This is a genomic window from Shinella sp. R2-11 (assembly GCF_055330205.1).
Map to the genome: position 1 here is coordinate 528,253 of NZ_JBVAPC010000001.1, position 17,645 is coordinate 545,897.

Consider the following 17,645-nt stretch of genomic DNA (forward strand, 5'->3'; position numbering starts at 1 on the left):
ACAGCCTCAAAGGCCGTTTGTAGGTTGGTGAAAACCAATTCGAGGGAACCATTCCATGCAAACTCATGCTCGCGCCGTCGTCATCGGCGGCGGTTGCGTCGGCGCCGCCATTCTCTACGGTCTCACCAAGCGCGGCTGGAGCGATGTCGCGCTTCTGGAGCGCACGCAGCTCACCGCCGGCTCCACCTGGCACGCCGCCGGCCTCATCCCCTCCTATGCCCGCAGCATCAATATCGGCCGCATGATCGCCAAGACCATCGAGATCTACGAGGGCCTCGAGGCCGAGACCGGCCAGCATGTCGGCTGGCACAAATGCGGGCAGCTCCGTATCGCCAACACGCGCGACCGCCTCGACGAATACAAGAGCTACATGAGCGTCGCCGCCGTGCAGGGCATCCGCGCTGAACTGGTGACGCCGAAGGAGGCGCGCGAACTCTGGCCGCTGCTCGAGAACAACAAGGACATGCTGGCCGCCCTCTACCATCCCGACGACGGCCATATCGCACCCGCCGACGTCACGCAGGCCATGGCCAAGGGCGCCCGCGACCGCGGCGCGAAGGTCTATCTCAACACCGAGGTGAAGGGCTTCGAGCGTCTTGCCGGCGGCGAATGGAAGATCATCACCAACAATGGCGAGATCATCTGCGAGCACATCATCTCGGCGACCGGCAACTATGCCCGCCAGACCGGCGCGATGCTCGGCCTCGAAATCCCGGCCATCCCGATCCTGCACCAGTACTGGATCACCGACGCCGTTCCCGAGATCATCGAGCGCAAGCGCCAGGGCCTGCCGGAAATGCCGATCCTGCGCGACGAGGGCTTCGAAGGCTATCTGCGCGAGGAGGGCGATGGGCTGATGTTCGGCCCCTACGAGAAGACTGAGCACCTGAAGCTCTTCGCCGAGAACGGCGTGCCGGAATGGTTCGGCGCCGACCTCGTGGAAGAGGATTTCGACGCGGTGGCGTGGAACTGGGAAGCGGCGATGGAAATGGTTCCGGCGCTCGGGCGTGTCGGCATCAAGGCGAATGTCCGCGGTCCCTTCCAGATGACCGCTGACGAATTGCCGTTGGTCGGCCCCGCCTGGGGACTGGAGAATGTCTGGATCGCCGAGGGCGTGCCCGGCGGCATTCTGTGGGGCGGCGCCATCGGCTACTATCTCTCCGAGCGCATCGTCGAGGGCGCCAACAGCCTCGATACGTCCGAGCTCGACCCGCGCCGCTTCGGGGACTACGCCAACAAGGAATGGACGCGCCAGAAGGTGCGCGAAAGCTGGGGCACCCATGCCGAGCTGCATTTCCCCGGTCAGGACATGCCAGCCGCCCGCCCACAGAAGACCGCCCCGTCCTACGATATCCTGTCGCGACGCGGCGCCGTCTGGGGCGTCCTCAACGGCTGGGAAGTGCCGAACTGGTTCGCGCCGGAAGGCGTTGAGGCGAAGGACCAGTATAGCTGGCGCTGGACGCAGAAGGGTCATTACGTCGCCGAGGAGGTGAAGGCGGTGCGCAATGCCGTCGGCCTCGTCGAGATGACGCCGATGACCAAGTTCGAGGTCTCCGGCCCCGGTGCGGAGGCTTGGCTCGACGGCATTCTCGCCAACCGCCTGCCGAAGGCCGGCCGCGTCAATCTCAGCCATCACCTGACGAAGACCGGTGGCGTGCAGGCCGAATATGTGGTGGCGCGTCTGGAAGACGGCAGCTTCTACCTGATCTCGACGCCGCGTGCCGAGCGCTGGAATTTCGACGACCTGTCGAAGCTCTTGCCGAAGGATGGCAGCGTGCAGCTTCGCAACGTCACCAACGAGCGCGGCTGCTTCACCGTCGTCGGCCCCAAGGCCCGCGAGGTGCTGCAGGGCCTCACCGAGATGGACCTTTCCAATGAGGCCTTCCCGTGGTTCGGCGTGAAGTCCGGCACGGTCGGCCTTGCCACCGACGTGCGCATGCTGCGCGTCAATTACGAGGGCGAACTCGGCTGGGAACTCTACCATCCGCTGCCCTACCAGCGGCAGCTGTTGCAGGCGATCCTTGCGGCGGGCGAGCCGCACGGCCTGCGCCTCGTCGGCTATCACGCGCTGGAATCGCTGCGCCTCGAAAAGTCCTATCGCGCCATGTATCGCGACATGAACCCGGAGCTGACGGCCTGGGAAAGCAGCCTCGACCGCTTCATCCGGCTCGACAAGGGCGATTTCATCGGCAAGGCGGCGCTGCTGCGCCAGCAGCAGGAAGGCGTGAAGCAGCGCTCGGTGACCATCGCCATCGACACGGAGGATGCAAGCTCGCTGATCCACGAGGGTGTCTATCACGAGGGCAGGATCGTCGGGCGCATCACGTCAGGCAGCTACGCCTATACGGTCGGCCACGACATCGCCTTCGCGCTGCTGCCGGTCGAGCTCGGCACGCCGGGCACGGAGCTGGAAGTGCCGATCCTCGGCGAGCGGCGCAAGGCCCGCGTGATCGCGGAATCGCCCTACGATCCGGAAGCCCTGCGCGGCCGCATGTAACGAACCGAGGAGGAATTGCACCATGAAGATCCTGGTCCCAGTCAAGCGTGTCGTCGACTATAACGTAAAGATCCGTGTGAAGTCGGACGGCTCGGGCGTCGAGCTTGCGAATGTGAAGATGTCGATGAACCCGTTCGACGAGATTTCGGTGGAAGAGGCGCTGCGGCTGAAGGAAGCCGGCAAGGCGGAGGAAGTTGTGGTGGTATCGATCGGTCCCGCGAAGGCCGAGGAGACGCTGCGCACGGCGCTCGCCATGGGCGCTGACCGGGCCGTGCTGGTCGAGACGGACGACGCCGTCGAGCCGCTGGCCGTCGCCAAGATCCTCAAGGGCGTCACGGAAGCCGAACAGCCGGGTCTGATCATCGTCGGCAAGCAGGCGATCGACGACGATTCGAACCAGACCGGCCAGATGCTGTCGGCGCTGCTCGGCTGGGCGCAGGCGACGTTCGCCTCCAAGGTGGAGATCGGCAATGGTTCTGCCCAGGTCACCCGCGAGGTCGACGGCGGTCTCCAGACGATCGAGGTGAAGCTTCCGGCGGTGGTCACGACGGACCTTCGCCTCAACGAGCCGCGCTACGCTTCGCTGCCGAACATCATGAAGGCGAAGAAGAAGCCGCTCGACAAGAAGACGCCTGCCGATTTCGGCGTCGACACGAGCCCGCGCCTGAAGGTGCTGAAGACCGAGGAGCCGTCGGGCCGCAAGGCGGGCGTCAAGGTCAAGAGCGTCGCCGAGCTGGTCGAGAAGCTCAAGACCGAAGCCGGCGTGCTTTGATCGGCGAGATTTGAGGAGATTACGATAATGGCCATTCTTCTTCTGGCAGACCACGACAACGCTCACCTTTCCGACCAGACCGCCAAGGCGCTGACGGCGGCAAGCAAGATCGGCTCGGACGTGCATGTGCTCGTCGCCGGCTCGGGTGCCAAGGCCGCGGCCGAACAGGCGGCAAAGCTCTCGGGCGTGACGAAGGTGCTCGTCGCCGACGACGCAAGCCTTGCCAACAACCTCGCGGAGCCGCTGGCAGCGCTCATCGTGTCGCTTGCCGGCAACTACGACGCCATCGTCTCGGCCGCGACCTCGGTCGGCAAGAACGTGCTGCCGCGTGTTGCGGCCCTTCTCGACGTCGCGCAGGTGTCGGAGATCGTAGAGGTCGTCTCGGCCGACACGTTCAAACGTCCGATCTATGCGGGCAATGCCATCCAGACGGTGCAGTCGACCGATGCGAAGAAGGTGATCACCGTGCGCACGGCGTCCTTCGCCGCAGCTGGCGAGGGCGGCAATGCCGCCATCGAGACCATCCCGGCCGCAGCGAACCCGGGCCTCTCGACGCATGTCAAGGACGCGCTGTCCTCGTCCGACCGTCCGGAGCTGACGTCCGCGAAGATCATCATCTCGGGCGGCCGTGCACTCGGCTCGTCGGAGAAGTTCCAGGAGGTCATCCTTCCGGTCGCCGACAAGCTCGGTGCGGCCGTGGGTGCGTCCCGCGCAGCCGTCGATGCGGGCTATGCGCCGAACGACTGGCAGGTGGGGCAGACGGGCAAGGTGGTCGCGCCGCAGCTCTACATCGCCTGCGGCATCTCGGGCGCCATCCAGCACCTTGCCGGGATGAAGGACTCGAAGGTCATCGTCGCCATCAACAAGGACGAGGAGGCGCCGATCTTCCAGGTCGCAGACTACGGCCTCGTCGGCGATCTCTTCGAAATCCTCCCGGAGCTCGAAAAGGCGACGTAAAAGACAAGGGGCGCTCCGAGGCGCCCCTTTTTAAATCTGTTGCCTGCTGTCAGCCGCCCTGGAACCGCCGTGCCTTGATCGTGTTCATCACGAAACTGGTCTCGATGGTGTCGACGCATTTCAACTTGGCGATCTTGTCCTTGATGAAGCGCTCGTAATGGTCGAGGCCGGCGCTCATGACGGTCAGCACGTAGTCGCGCGCGCCGGTGACGAGCTGGCACTCGATCACTTCGTCCCAGCCCTTCACCGCCTCCTCGAACATGCGGATCTCGTCCTCGTGCTGGCGGCTGAGGCGGATCGAGGCGATGGCGGTCATCGTCCAGCCCTCGACCGCCGGATCGACGATGGCGGCATAGCCGCGGATGATGCCGGTCTCCTCCAGCCGCCGCAGCCGGCGCAGGCAGGCCGAGGCGGAAAGGCCGACCCGCTCGGCCAGCTCGTTGTTGGCGATGCGGGCGTCGGCCGCCAGTTCCCTGAGGATGCGGCGGTCGATGCCGTCGGCAATTTTCTGCGACATATTCCCAAAATCTCCGCAGGATGTTGCTTTCAGAAACAGCAAGGCGCCGGAAATAGCAAGAATGCGCCACGGGATTTGATATAATTTGCCGTCAAGACCTTCACCGCCAAGGGAGAGCTCCATGACCGCGCCGCATCCGCCCCGAACCCATATCGGCAACCACGCCCTGCATCCCGAGACGCAGATGCTGAACTACGGCTATGATCCCGAGCTCTCCGAGGGCGCGGTCAAGCCGCCGGTCTTCCTGACCTCCACCTTCGTCTTCCGCACGGCCGAGGACGGCCGCGACTTCTTCGACTACGTTTCCGGCCGCAAGGAGCCGCCGGAGGGCAGGGGCGCCGGCCTCGTCTATTCCCGCTTCAACCATCCCAACAGCGAGATCGTCGAGGACCGCCTTGCCGTCTACGAGCGCACGGAAAGCTGCGCGCTGTTCTCCTCGGGTATGTCGGCCATCGCCACGACGCTGCTCGCCTTCGTGCGGCCGGGCGATGCGGTGCTGCATTCGCAGCCGCTCTACGGCGGCAGCGAGACGCTGCTCGGCCGGACCTTCCGCGATCTCGGCGTTACGGCGGTGGGTTTTGCTGATGGCGTCAGCGAGGCGTCGGTGACGGCCGCCGCCGAGGCGGCCATGCAGAAGGGCCGTGTCTCCGTTATCCTCGTCGAGACGCCGGCCAACCCCACCAACAGCCTCGTCGACATCCCGATGATCCGGCGCATTGCCGAGACGATCGGCGAGCGGCAGGGTCACCGGCCCGTCGTCGCCTGCGACAACACGCTGCTCGGGCCCGTCTACCAGCGGCCCATCGAGCATGGCGCGGATATCTCGCTCTATTCGCTGACGAAATATGTCGGCGGTCATTCCGACCTCATCGCCGGCGCGGCGCTCGGGGGGAAGGCGGTCATGAAGCCGGTCAAGGCACTGCGCGGGGCCATCGGCACGCAACTCGACCCGCATTCCTGCTGGATGCTCGGCCGCTCGCTGGAAACGCTGCAGATCCGCATGGAGCGGGCGAACGGCAATGCGGCGGCCGTCGCGGAGTTCCTGCGCGGCCATCCGAAGGTTGAGGGCATCCATTACCTGCCCTTCAGCGATCCGGGCTCGGCGACGGCCCGCGTCTTCGCCGCCCAGTGCAGCGGCGCGGGCTCGACCTTCTCCTTTGACATCAAGGGCGGCCAGCCGGCCTCGTTCCGCTTCCTCAACGCGCTGAAGATCTTCAAGCTCGCCGTCAGCCTCGGCGGAACGGAATCGCTGGCCTCCCATCCCGCGACGATGACCCATTCGGGCATTCCCGCCGACGTGCGCGAGCGCATCGGCGTGCTCGAATCGACCATTCGCCTGTCCATCGGCATCGAGCATCCCGACGATCTGATCGCCGACCTGACCCTGGCCCTGGATCAGGCCTGATAAAAAAGGCCGCCACGTCCGAAGACGGGGCGGCCACGGGAAGCGCAAGCCGGGAGGATCAGGCCGCTTCGCGGCTTTCCACGTCCGCCGGGACGGTGGAGATCGTCTTCAGGATCTGCGAGGCGATCTGGTAGGGGTCGCCCTGCGAGTTCGGGCGGCGGTCTTCGAGGTAGCCGCGATAGCCGTTGTTGACGAAGCTGTGCGGCACGCGGATCGAGGCGCCGCGGTCGGCAACGCCGTAGCTGAACTGGTGGATCGAGGCCGTCTCGTGCTTGCCGGTCAGGCGCATGTGGTTGTCCGGGCCGTAGACGGCGATGTGGTCGGCGCGCGCCTCGGCGAAGGCGGCCATCAGGTCCTCGAAATAGGCCTTGCCGCCGATCTCGCGCATATATTTCGTGGAGAAGTTGGCGTGCATGCCCGAGCCGTTCCAGTCGGTGTCGCCGAGCGGCTTGCAGTGGTATTCGACGTCGATGCCGTATTTCTCGGTCAGGCGCTGGAGCAGGTAGCGGGCGAGCCAGATCTCGTCGGCGGCCTTGCGGGAGCCCTTGCCGAAGACCTGGAATTCCCACTGGCCCTTGGCGACTTCGGCATTGATGCCTTCATGGTTGATGCCGGCGGCAAGGCAGATGTCGAGATGCTCCTCGACGATCTTGCGGGCGATGTCGCCGACATTGCTGTAGCCGACGCCGGTATAGTAGGGGCCCTGCGGCGCGGGGAAGCCGGCATCCGGGAAGCCGAGCGGGCGGCCGTTCTTGTAGAAGAAATATTCCTGCTCGAAGCCGAACCAGGCATCCTCGTCGTCGAGGATCGAGGCGCGGGTGTTGGAGGGATGCGGCGTCCTTGCGTCGGGCATCATGACTTCGCACAGGACGAGCACGCCGTTCTTGCGCTCCGGATCGGGATAGGAGGCGACGGGCTTGAGCACGCAATCGGAGCTGTTGCCTTCGGCCTGCATCGTCGAGGAACCGTCGAAGCCCCAGAGCGGAAGCTCTTCCAGCGTCGGGAAGGCGTCGAACGCCTTGACGAGGGTCTTGCCGCGCAGGTTCGGCGTGGGCTTGTAGCCATCGAGCCAGATATATTCGAGCTTGTACTTGGTCATTTCGTTCTCTCACGTCACGCTGGTTTGCCGGGACGCCGGGCCTTGGGATCGGCCCGGCAGCCAATGAGAACAAGAAAGCAGGAAGCGTGCCAGTTTGGAATCCGGCGGCGGAAGGCCCGGAAAAAGCGCTTGTTTCCGCCCGTGTGAAGCCGCGATGGCGAAAGGACGCGTATGGAAGAAGCGGATTGCACAAAAAACAGGCGGCTCGTGACGGGCTTTGAGGCAGGCGGCGCTTTCAGCGCGCCGAGGCCCGGTAATCGTCCGGCGTCATGCCCGTCATGCGCTTGAACATGGCGATGAAGGAAGAGGCGTTGCTGTAGCCCAGCGCCGCCGAAATGCGTTCCACCGTCTCGCCCGCCTCCAGCATCGGCATGGCCTTGACGACGCGCAGCCGCTGCTTCCATTCGGCGAAGGGCATGCCGAGGTCGCGCAGGCAGCGGCGGATCAGCGTCCGCTCGGCGGTGCCGGCCAGCCGCGCATGTTCGGCGAGCGAGCGGTTGTCGGCCGGGTCCTTCTGGAGATGGGCGAGCACCCGCTCGAGGACCGGGTCGGTGGACCAGGGCAGATAGGTGCCGACCTTCGGCGCGGCAGCCACCAGGTCGACGACCACTTCCAGGAAGCGCAGATGCGCGGGGGAACCATGGTCCGCATCGCCCTCTTCGCGCAGGTGCTCCAGCATCGCCCGCAGCAGGGGACTGACCTCCAGCGCCGTGGTTTCCCGCGGCAGGGCGGCGCAAAGGGCTGGCGCGACATAGAGCGAGCAATGCACGGCGGCGTGCCGGTTGAGGCCGCGATGCTCGACATCCGGCGGCAGCCACACGGCATATTGCGGCGGGGCGAGGTAATGCGCGTCGTTGAGGCTCACCTCCATCATGCCGCTATAGGAATAGACGAACTCGCCCCACGGATGGCTGTGCCGTGGATAGGTCGCGTTGTCCGGCATCTGCGCCGAGCGGAAGTAGAGCGGATGGGGAAGCGCATCGCGGAAGGGCACGTCGCGGAAATGCGCGATGCCGTCCGGCTTGCCGCCTGTCAGGATTCCGATACCGACTGTCATGAGATCATTATATCATTCATTCCTGCCAGATGCTATTGCGGCCGCGGACAATCGGAGCGACGATCTTGGACAGCCGCAAATCCATCGACATCACGGCCGTCGGCCTGATGGTCGGCATCTGCCTCATCTGGGCCCTCCAGCCCATCGGCCTGAAATCGACCGCCGGCTTCGCCGCGCCCGTGCTCCAGATCGGCCTGCGCTCCGGCATCGCGGCCCTTTGCGTCTTCGCCATCGTGAAGCTCAAGGGGCAGAGGATGGAGTTCCTCGGCGGGACGGCGGGGCTCGGGGCGCTCGCGGGCCTGCTGTTCGCCATGGAGTTCTTCCTGGTCGGCGAGGCGCTGAAGCATACCTCCGCCTCCCATGTCGTCGTCTTCCTCTATACGGCCCCGATCTTCGCGGCCCTCGGCCTGCACTGGAAGCTGCCTTCCGAGCGGCTTGCGGCGGTGCAATGGGGCGGCATCGCGGTCGCGGCGGCGGGCATCGTCTTCGCCTTCCTCGCGCCGCAGGGTGGCGGGGAAGCGGCCGGCGGCCTCGGCGCCATGCTGTGGGGGGACGGGCTGGCGCTTCTCGGCGGCGCGGCCTGGGGCCTGACGACCGTCCTCATCCGCACGACGCGGCTGAGCGCGATCCCGGCGACCCATGTGCTGTTCTACCAGCTCGCGACGGCCTTCGTCATCCTGACGGGTGCGGCCGTGGCCGGCGGCGAGGCGGCCTTCGTTCCCGCGCGGCCGCTGCTGCTCAACATCGCCTTCCAGGCGCTTGCGGTGTCCTTCCTCAGCTTCCTCACCTGGTTCTGGCTTCTGACGAAATACCGCGCCTCGCAGCTCGGCGTCTTCTCCTTCATGACGCCGGTCTTCGGCGTCGTCCTCGGCATCCTGCTGCTCGGCGAACCGCTGACGCCGGAATTTTCCATCGGCACGGCGGGCGTGCTCGTCGGCATCATGATCGTCAGCGCCTATCCGTGGATCGGCCAGCGCCGTGCTGGCCGCAGCGCGCAAGCCGGATCGTCCTGACCTGGAAAGCCTCAGAGGTCGGCGTCGTCGAGCAGGCGGGCAAGCGTGCTCCGGCCGAGCGCGGCCATCGCCGGATGGCTGAGGCGGTAATACCAGGTGAGTCCCATGGCCTGCTGGAAGGCCCACGCCGCGCCACGCTTCCATTCGACGTCGCCGGCGCCGAGCCGGGTGCGGATCAGCCCGCGACGCTCCCGGTCGAAGAGATGCCAGGCCGCGACGAGGTCGAGCGCGGGATCGGCCGGCCCGAAGCCGCCGGTGTCGAGCACGCCGGCAAGAGCCTCGCCGCGCACCAGAAGGTTGGCGGGAATGAGGTCGCCATGCGTCATGCAGTCAGGGCCTGCGGCGGGCAGGAGGCGCAGCCGGTGCCACAGGGCGCGAAGGCGCGGCACGTCGAGGAGGCCCTCGCTTTTCTCGAAGCACGTTTCCATCCAGCCGTCATGGTCGGGCAGATGGCCGCCGCGTCCCGGACCGGCAAAGCGCCGGCCTTGCGTGCCCACGCGGCGAAGGCGTGCGATCAGGGTGGCGATGTCTCCGGCGAAGGCGGCGGAGGCGGCAAGCCCGTCGGGCGTCGCGATCTCGCCCTCCAGCCAGCTCTGCAGCGACCAGGGCAACGGGTAGTGCGGCCCCGGCGCGCCGATGCCGAGCGGGCGCGGCGCGGGGAAGGGCGAATGCGCGGCGAAGGCGGCCATGGCTTCCGCCTCGCGGCGCAGCATCGCCTCGCAGGCCGCCGACTCGGCGGCGCGCAGCGGGAACCGCGCAGCCGCATGTGCCCCGACCCGGAAGATGGCGTTCACCGTGCCGGTGGCGGCGAGCGCGACCACCGGCGCGTCGCGGTAGCGCAGGAACTGCGCCCGGATCATCGCCCCGGCGACTGCGGCGTCTATCTGAAGCCGGTCGTCATGCATCGCTTCGGTCAGGCGGTGGCCGCGCCGGCCTCGGCGGCCTTGCGCCGGTCGGCATAGAGGCGGGCGAGCCACGCGCAGACCATGAGCTGGATCTGGTGGAACAGCATCAGCGGCAGGACGATGGCGCCGATGGACTGGCCGGCGAAGATGACGCTTGCCATCGGCACGCCGCTGGCAAGGCTCTTCTTGGAGCCGCAGAAGACGGCGGTGATGCGGTCCTCGCGGCGGAAGCCGAGCAGCTTCCCGCCGATGCTGGTGACGACGAGCACGGCGGCGAGCAGCAGGCAGTCGACGAGGATGAGGAGCGCGAGGTCCTGCGCCGCCAGCCGGTGCCAGATGCCCTCCGTCACCGCCTCGGAGAAGGCGAGATAGACAACCATCAGGATCGAGCCGCGGTCGAAGGGGGTGAGCAGCGACTTCTTGGAGCGCACCCAGTTGCCGATGAAGGGCTGCAAAAGCTGGCCGGCGACGAAGGGCATGAAGAGCTGCAGCATGATCTTCCAGACCATGTCGAAGGAGACGCCGACATGCCCGCCGGCCGAGAAGAGCAGGGCGACGAGGGCCGGCGTCAGGAAGATGCCGAGGATGTTGGAGGTCGAGGCGGCGCAGATCGCCGCCGGCACGTTGCCGCCGGCAATCGAGGTGAAGGCGATGGAGGACTGCACCGTCGAGGGCAGCACGCACAGGAAGAGGATGCCGAGATAGATCGGCTCGTCGATCAGCCAGGGCGAGAACAGCCCGAGCCCGAGGCCGAGCAGCGGGAAGACCGCGAAGGTCATGACGAGGATGAAGAGCTGGAGGCGCCAGTGCAGGAAGCCGGCGATCACCACATCCGTCGAAAGGCGCGCGCCGTGCAGGAAGAACAGGAGCGCGATCGCCACATTCGTGGCGACGGAGAACCATTCCGCCGGCACGCCGGAGATCGGCAGCAGCGAAGCGAGGACGACGGCCCCGATCAGGAGCCAGGTGAACGTATCGGGAAGAAGGCGCTTCATGTCTTTCGGCAATGTTGGTCTCGACAGGCCTTCCAGTTTAGCTATCCTGATTTGCGATGCAATCGATAACGCTTATCGAGGTTCGTGATATGCTTGATCTCGTGCAGCTCCGCAGCTTCGTCATGGTGGCCCAGACGCGCAGCTTCACGCTCTCCGCCGAGCGGCTGGGCCTCGGCCAGTCGACGGTCAGCCAGCACCTGCAGCGGCTGGAGCGCGGGCTCGGCCGGCGACTGATCGACCGCGACACCCATGCCGTCCGCCTCACCGCCGACGGCGAGGCCCTGCTGCCCCATGCCCGCCAGCTTCTGGCGCTGGAGCGTCAGGCATCCGCGCAGTTCGACACGTTCGCGCCGCGCGGTCCCTTCCGCCTCGGCATCTCTGAAGATCTCGTGAGCGGGCAGTTGCCGGGGCTTCTGGAGGATTTCATCGCGGATTATCCGTCGGTGGACCTCCAGCTTTCCGTCGCGCTCTCCAAGACGCTCGCCGAGATGCAGGATCGCGGCGAGCTCGACCTCGTCATGGCCAAGCGGCGGATCGGCGAACGGCGGGGCGATGTGATCCTGCGCGAGCCGCTGGTATGGCTTGCCGGCGATCCCGAGGCGATGCTCGCCAAGCCGGCGCTTCCGCTGATCGTCTTCCCGCCGCCGAGCCTCACGCGCCTCCTGCTGATGGAGGCGCTGGAGCGCAGCGGAATGCCCTGGCGGATCGTCTGCTCCTGCCAGAGCCTCAGCGGGCTGACGGCGGCGGCACGCGCCGGCATGGGCGTGCTGGTCCAGCCGCGCAGCCTCGCGCCGGCAGGCCTTCGAGAGATTGCGCCGCCGCTTCTGCCGGCGCTGGAGGATGTGGAATTCGTGCTGGTCACCGCGCGCTCGGCCGACCACGCTACCGTCTCGGCTTTTTCCCGCAAGGTGCGCGAGCGCTTCGGCAAGGGGTTCGCCGGCCTCGCACCGGCGGAAGCGGGGTGGAAGGACGAGATTTTCTGACGTCGCCGTCGCTGGTGCGGAAACCTGCGCCGGTCATGCCTTATGTGTTGACACCGGCAAAATTTCACAATTAATATTGCAGACAGTTGATGGCTGCAATTTTTGATCTGCGCATGCGGCCCGCGCGGCCTTGGAGGGGCGGTGCGGGACCGATGGATGCTGCCGTCGGACGATCTTCGGACATCGGACAGGAGGATTTCGATGAATGATATTGCAACGGTTGTCGACCTTGCGCAATTCCGGCGCCAGGTGGAAACCGAGACGACGATGGCGATGTGCCCGACGGCGATCGCCATCGAGAAGAACATCCCCATCTATGACGGCGCTGCCGTCGACGACGGCATCGCCGCGGAATGGGCCTCGGTCATCGGCGAGGGGCCGGGCGTCTTCGTCGTCAAGCGCGCCTTCACCGATCCCGGTGCCATCGACGCGGCGAGCGAGGTGTTCCGCGCAATCATCGCCGATGAGCGGGCGGCCGGCACGGCGGCGGGCGACCATTTCGCCAAGGCCGGCGCCAACGACCGCATCTGGAACAGCCTGCAGAAGCTGTGCCTGCGCGATCCCGCCGTCTATGCCCGCTACATGGCCAATCCGGTGATCGACATCGCCTGCCGCGCCTGGCTGGGCCCGGGCTACCAGATCGCCACCCAGGTCAACCAGGTGCGCCCCGGCGGCAAGGCGCAGGCCCCGCACCGCGACTACCATCTCGGCTTCATGAAGCCCGAGCAGATGGCGGAATATCCGGCCCATATCCACGCGACCGGCCCGACGCTGATCCTGCAGGGGGGCGTCGCCCATTGCGACATGCCGGTGGAGAGCGGCACGACGAAGCTGCTGCCGCATTCGCAGCGCTACCTGCCGGGCTATATCGCCGCCACGCGCCCGGAATTCCGCGACTATTTCGAGGAGCATTGCGTCCAGCTTCCACTGGAGAAGGGCGACGCCATCTTCTTCAGCCCGGCGCTCTTCCACGCCGCCGGCGAGAACCGCACGAGCGACGTCGTGCGCATGGTCAACCTCATCCAGACGGCTTCCGCTTTCGCGCGCCACATGGAAAGCCTTGACCGCACGGCGATGGCGCGCGCAGTCTATCCGCACCTGGCGGCTCTTTCTCCGGCGGGGCGGCGGGCGGTGATCGCGGCGACGGCGGACGGTTATCCGTTCCCGACCAATCTCGACACCGACCCGCCGCTGGGCGGCCTTGCGCCGGAGAGCCAGCAGGACCTGCTCGCCCGCGCCGTCGCGGAGGGCTGGGACCAGGCGCGGCTCGATGCCGCTCTCGATGCACAGGGCGCCAAGCGCGCGGCCTGAGCGGACTTCACAAGAAACAGAGGGTTACCCGCAAAGGCTTCGGGCGGGGAGCGAACAGGAAGCCAACTTCGGGAGGAAGTCACATATGAAGAAGATTCTGCAATCCCTGGCGCTCGGCGCGCTTCTGGCCACGACCGCGCTTGCCGGCGCGGCCCATGCCGACGGCGAGAAGTTCGTCTGGATCAGCCATGGACCGGACAGCGACAGCTGGTTCAACGTCATCAAGAACGCCATCAAGGTCACGAACGAGCAGATGCATGTCGAGACCGAGTACCGCAACCCGCCGACGGGCGACCTTGCCGACATGGCGCGCATCGTCCAGCAGAGTTCGGCGGCCGGCGTCGACGGCATCATCGTCACCATCGCCGACTACAACGTGCTCGAAGGGCCGATCAAGGACGCCGTCGCCAAGGGCATCCCGGTCGTCACCGTCAATTCCGGCACGGTCGAGGAAAGCCAGAAGCTCGGCGCGCTGCTGCATGTCGGCCAGCCGGAATACGAGGCGGGGCTCGGTGCCGGCAAGCGTGCCAAGGAAGCGGGCGTCAAGAGCTTCGTGTGCGTGAACCACTACATCACCAACCCGGCCTCCGTGGAGCGCTGCCGCGGCTTTGCCGACGGCATCGGCGTCGAACTCGGCAACCAGATGATCGATTCCGGCATCGACCCGTCGGAAGTGCAGAACAAGGTGAAAGCCTACCTGACGGCCAACAAGGACACCGGCGCGATCCTGACGCTCGGCCCGAACTCGGCCGAGCCCTCGATCCGCGCGGTCAAGGAGATGGGCCTCGACGGCGACATCTATTTCGGCACCTTCGACCTCTCCTCCGAGATCTCGGCGGCGATCAAGGACGGCACGATCAACTTCGCCATCGACCAGCAGCCCTTCCTCCAGGGCTCGATCCCGATCCAGGTGCTGACGAACTATGTCCGCTACGGCGTCGCCCCGGCCAACTCGATCTTCACGGGTCCGGGCTTCGTGACCAAGGACAACATCGCGCTCGTCGAGTCGCTGGCGGGCCAGTACCGCTGACCTGACGGTCCGTCGGGGCGCGCCGGTCGACGGCGCGCCCCGAACGATTTTCGAGGGAGGAGAATGCATTCATGACGGACGTCATTAACGGCGCGTCGAAGGACGAGCGCATCAAGCCCGTCTCGCCGCTCAAGCGCGCGCTGATCCGGCCCGAGCTCGGCGGCATCTGCGGCACCATCCTTGTCTTCCTGCTGTTCGCCATCGTCGCCGGCGACAGCGGCATGTTCGCCGCCGAGGGCGTGATGAACTGGACCGTGGTCTCGGCGCAGTTCATGGTCATCGCGGTCGGCGCCTGCCTTCTGATGATCGCGGGCGAGTTCGACCTTTCCACCGGCTCGATGATCGGCTTTTCCGGTGTGATGATGGCGATCCTCTCCGTCCATCTCGGCGTGCCGCTGTGGCTTGCCATCATTGCCACCTTCGTCTTCTGCGTCTTCATCGGCGCGGTGAACGGCTGGCTGGTCATCCGCACGGGCCTGCCGTCCTTCATCGTGACGCTCGCCTTCCTCTATATCCTGCGCGGCCTGACGATCTGGGGCTCGGTCTACTTCACCCGCCAGACGATCATCGGCGGCGTCGGCGAGAAGGCGGCCGGCGACTGGCTGGCGCCGCTCTTCGGCGGCAAGATCCTGACCGGCTTCTTCGCCTGGATGGGCGAGGCGGGCTGGATCGCCACCTTCACCCGCGGCAACCGCGCCGGCCAGCCCGTCATCGACGGCATTCCGATGCTCGTCGTCTGGGCCATCGTGCTCGTCGTCTTCGGCCACTGGCTGCTCACCCGCACCAAGTTCGGCAACTGGATCTTCGCCTCGGGCGGCGACCCGCTCGCCGCGCGCTATGTCGGCGTGCCGGTCAACCGGGTGAAGATCCTGATGTTCATGTTCTCGGCCTTCTGCGCCTGCGTCTTCGCCACCTGCCAGGTGATGGAGTTCGGCTCGGCGGCGGCCGACCGCGGCCTCCTCAAGGAGTTCGAGGCGATCATCTGCGTGGTCATCGGCGGGGCGCTGCTGACGGGCGGCTACGGCTCCGTCATCGGGGCGGCGCTCGGGGCCATCATCTTCGGCGTGGTGCAGCAGGGCCTGTTCTTCGCCAATGCCGAAAGCTCGCTGTTCCGCGTCTTCCTCGGCGTCATCCTGCTCACGGCGGTGATCATGAACACCTATATCCGCCGCATCATCACGGGAGAACGCTGATGACCGCCATCGTGGAGATGAGGAACATCCAGAAGCACTTCGGCCATGTCATCGCGCTGGCCGGCGTCTCCTTCGACATCCGGCCGGGCGAGTGCCATTGCCTGCTCGGCGACAACGGGGCCGGCAAGTCGACCTTCATCAAGATCATGTCCGGCGTCTACAAGCCGAGCGACGGCGAGGTGCTGGTGGAGGGCACGCCGACGCTCTTCCACAGCCCGCGCGACGCCATGGCCGCGGGCATCGCCACGGTCTACCAGGACCTCGCGATGATCCCGCTGATGAGCGTCAGCCGCAATTTCTGGATGGGGCGGGAGCCGGAGCGGGGCATCTGGCCGTTCAAGACCTTCGATACGTCCAAGGCCGACGAGATCACCGTGACGGAGATGCGCAAGATGGGCATCAACCTGCGCGGGCCGGACCAGGCCGTCGGCACGCTCTCGGGCGGCGAGCGGCAGACCGTCGCCATTGCGCGGGCTGTCTATTTCGGCGCCAAGGTGCTGATCCTCGACGAGCCCACCTCGGCGCTCGGCGTGCGCCAGACGGCCAATGTCCTCAGCACCATCGACCGGGTGCGCAAGCAGGGCATCGGCGTCGTCTTCATCACGCACAACGTCCGCCACGCGCTCGCCGTCGGCGACCGCTTCACCGTGCTCAACCGCGGCCAGACGCTGGGCACGGCCGAGCGCGGCACGGTGGACGCCGCCGCCCTGCAGGACATGATGGCGGGCGGGCAGGAGCTCGCTTTGCTGGAAAGCTCGCTCGGCGGCACGATCTGAAACGAGGAAAGGCGTGGCGGACGATTTGCCCGGCACGCCCTGTCGAATGTTCGGGGCCGCGGCCCCACCCCGTTCTCCCACGTCATCCCCGGGTCTGACCCGGGGGTCCACGCGTTACCTCCCGGCGTGGATGGCCGGCTCTCGGGCTTAGACCGAGGGCCGGCCGTGACGGTGGAGGGAGCTTAGCGGACCACCTGGTAACCGGCGGCTGCCATGACGCGCAGGAGTTCCTTATGGCCGATCTTCGCCATGTCGAGCGGCGGGTTGTGGGCGGGGTCCTGCTCGGCCTCGACGACGAACCAGCCCTCGTAGCCGTGGGAGGCGAGGCGCTTGACGATGGCCTCGAAGTCGAGGCTGCCGTCGCCGGGAACCGTGAAGGCGCCCTTGATCACCGCGTCGAGGAAGCTTTCCTTCGTGCGGTCGAGCGCCGCGATGACGGGCAGGCGGACGTCCTTGGTGTGGACATGGCTGATGCGCTTGTGGTGTTTGTCGATGACGCGCAGCACGTCGCCGCCCGCAAAGGCCATGTGGCCGGCGTCGAAGAGCAGCGGCAGGCCCTCGCCCGAATGCTTCATCAGGAGATCGAGCTCTTCCTCGGTCTCGATGGGCGCGGCCATGTGGTGGTGGTAGGAGATCGGCATGCCCTGATCGGCGCACCATTCGCCGAAGGCGGTCATCTTGCGGCCATAGGCGCGGATCTCGTCCTCGGAGAGCCGGCGCTTGGTGGAAAGCGGCGCGTTGCGGTCGCCCTGGATGGTGCCGGCCGTCTCGCCATAGACGATGCAGGGCGCGCCGACCGCCTTGAACAGCGCCATCTGCGCGGCGATCCGGTCCTTCTCCGCCTCGATGTCGCCGTCGAGCAGGAGGCCGGAGAACCAGCCGCCGCAGACCTGGATGCCATGTTTTTCGAGGATGGGGCGCAGCACGGCCGCGTCCATCGGAAAGCGCCGGCCGGTCTCCATGCCGGTGAAGCCGGCCTCTGCGGCTTCGGCAAGGCAGCCTTCCAGCGAGATGTCGCTGCTGATTTCCGGCAGGTCGTCGTTCCACCATGCAATGGGGGCAATGCCAAGTCTGGCTTTCATGTTCGGGCTCCGGGCTCGCGGAAAACGGGAATGCCGGCCGCCTCCCGGCCCGG

16 protein-coding genes are annotated in these 17,645 nt (G+C 66.5%); 10 read left to right on the top strand and 6 right to left on the bottom strand.

What is annotated here, in order from left to right; genetic code table 11:
- The first annotated feature begins 55 nt into the window (after nucleotides 1-55).
- The 3 genes from ACZ1A1_RS02550 to ACZ1A1_RS02560 are packed head-to-tail and all read left to right on the top strand — an operon-like array spanning nucleotide 56 to nucleotide 4,226.
- Nucleotides 56-2,497, top strand: a complete 2,442-nt coding sequence (locus ACZ1A1_RS02550; protein WP_463618632.1) for a GcvT family protein — start codon at nucleotides 56-58, stop codon at nucleotides 2,495-2,497.
- 22 nt (nucleotides 2,498-2,519) lie between these two features.
- A complete protein-coding gene (locus tag ACZ1A1_RS02555) occupies nucleotides 2,520-3,269 on the top strand; it encodes an electron transfer flavoprotein subunit beta/FixA family protein (protein ID WP_463618633.1) in 750 nt (249 codons plus the stop codon).
- 27 nt (nucleotides 3,270-3,296) lie between these two features.
- Complete coding sequence (locus ACZ1A1_RS02560) at nucleotides 3,297-4,226, top strand: electron transfer flavoprotein subunit alpha/FixB family protein (RefSeq protein ID WP_463618634.1); 930 nt, start codon at nucleotides 3,297-3,299, stop codon at nucleotides 4,224-4,226.
- Between the two features lie 49 nt (nucleotides 4,227-4,275).
- On the opposite strand, the gene ACZ1A1_RS02565 is transcribed toward ACZ1A1_RS02560, so the two are convergent.
- Nucleotides 4,276-4,743: an Lrp/AsnC family transcriptional regulator gene (locus tag ACZ1A1_RS02565; protein ID WP_415213600.1), complete on the bottom strand. Its 468-nt coding sequence runs from the start codon at nucleotides 4,741-4,743 to the stop codon at nucleotides 4,276-4,278.
- A gap of 121 nt (nucleotides 4,744-4,864) precedes the next feature.
- On the opposite strand from ACZ1A1_RS02565, the gene ACZ1A1_RS02570 reads away from it, so the two are divergent.
- The gene (locus ACZ1A1_RS02570; RefSeq protein ID WP_313196759.1) at nucleotides 4,865-6,148 is read left to right on the top strand and encodes a cystathionine gamma-synthase family protein; all 1,284 of its coding nucleotides are present in this window, start codon (nucleotides 4,865-4,867) and stop codon (nucleotides 6,146-6,148) included.
- 58 nt (nucleotides 6,149-6,206) lie between these two features.
- Here the strand turns inward: ACZ1A1_RS02570 and ACZ1A1_RS02575 are convergent, their stop codons facing one another.
- On the bottom strand, nucleotides 6,207-7,247 hold the full coding sequence (locus tag ACZ1A1_RS02575; protein WP_313196760.1) for a glutamine synthetase beta-grasp domain-containing protein: 1,041 nt from the start codon (nucleotides 7,245-7,247) through the stop codon (nucleotides 6,207-6,209).
- A 235-nt stretch (nucleotides 7,248-7,482) separates the two neighbouring features.
- A complete protein-coding gene (locus tag ACZ1A1_RS02580) occupies nucleotides 7,483-8,304 on the bottom strand; it encodes an AraC family ligand binding domain-containing protein (protein ID WP_463618635.1) in 822 nt (273 codons plus the stop codon).
- 65 nt (nucleotides 8,305-8,369) lie between these two features.
- On the opposite strand from ACZ1A1_RS02580, the gene ACZ1A1_RS02585 reads away from it, so the two are divergent.
- A complete protein-coding gene (locus ACZ1A1_RS02585; RefSeq protein WP_463618636.1) occupies nucleotides 8,370-9,317 on the top strand; it encodes a DMT family transporter in 948 nt (315 codons plus the stop codon).
- 11 nt (nucleotides 9,318-9,328) lie between these two features.
- On the opposite strand, the gene ACZ1A1_RS02590 is transcribed toward ACZ1A1_RS02585, so the two are convergent.
- Nucleotides 9,329-10,222 (bottom strand): phosphotransferase, encoded by an 894-nt coding sequence (locus tag ACZ1A1_RS02590; protein ID WP_463618637.1) that lies wholly within the window; start codon nucleotides 10,220-10,222, stop codon nucleotides 9,329-9,331.
- 8 nt (nucleotides 10,223-10,230) lie between these two features.
- Entirely contained in the window at nucleotides 10,231-11,217 is a 987-nt protein-coding gene (locus ACZ1A1_RS02595; protein WP_463618638.1) for a bile acid:sodium symporter family protein, read from the bottom strand.
- An 89-nt stretch (nucleotides 11,218-11,306) separates the two neighbouring features.
- On the opposite strand from ACZ1A1_RS02595, the gene ACZ1A1_RS02600 reads away from it, so the two are divergent.
- The 5 genes from ACZ1A1_RS02600 to ACZ1A1_RS02620 all read left to right on the top strand — a co-directional run bounded on the left by ACZ1A1_RS02600 (nucleotide 11,307) and on the right by ACZ1A1_RS02620 (nucleotide 16,510).
- Nucleotides 11,307-12,200 (top strand): LysR family transcriptional regulator, encoded by an 894-nt coding sequence (locus tag ACZ1A1_RS02600; RefSeq protein ID WP_463618639.1) that lies wholly within the window; start codon nucleotides 11,307-11,309, stop codon nucleotides 12,198-12,200.
- A gap of 201 nt (nucleotides 12,201-12,401) precedes the next feature.
- Entirely contained in the window at nucleotides 12,402-13,511 is a 1,110-nt protein-coding gene (locus ACZ1A1_RS02605) for a phytanoyl-CoA dioxygenase family protein (protein ID WP_463618640.1), read from the top strand.
- 85 nt (nucleotides 13,512-13,596) lie between these two features.
- Nucleotides 13,597-14,541 carry a sugar ABC transporter substrate-binding protein gene (locus ACZ1A1_RS02610; RefSeq protein ID WP_119255253.1) on the top strand — a complete coding sequence of 315 codons (945 nt, stop codon included), beginning with the start codon at nucleotides 13,597-13,599 and terminating at the stop codon, nucleotides 14,539-14,541.
- Between the two features lie 71 nt (nucleotides 14,542-14,612).
- The gene (locus ACZ1A1_RS02615) at nucleotides 14,613-15,734 is read left to right on the top strand and encodes an ABC transporter permease (protein WP_463618641.1); all 1,122 of its coding nucleotides are present in this window, start codon (nucleotides 14,613-14,615) and stop codon (nucleotides 15,732-15,734) included.
- Nucleotides 15,734-16,510 carry an ATP-binding cassette domain-containing protein gene (locus ACZ1A1_RS02620; RefSeq protein WP_460928157.1) on the top strand — a complete coding sequence of 259 codons (777 nt, stop codon included), beginning with the start codon at nucleotides 15,734-15,736 and terminating at the stop codon, nucleotides 16,508-16,510. The genes ACZ1A1_RS02615 and ACZ1A1_RS02620 overlap by 1 nt, the downstream gene beginning before the upstream one ends.
- Before the next feature lie 182 nt (nucleotides 16,511-16,692).
- Here the strand turns inward: ACZ1A1_RS02620 and iolE are convergent, their stop codons facing one another.
- The gene (gene iolE / locus ACZ1A1_RS02625; protein ID WP_463618642.1) at nucleotides 16,693-17,592 is read right to left on the bottom strand and encodes a myo-inosose-2 dehydratase; all 900 of its coding nucleotides are present in this window, start codon (nucleotides 17,590-17,592) and stop codon (nucleotides 16,693-16,695) included.
- Between the last annotated feature and the right edge of the window lie 53 nt (nucleotides 17,593-17,645).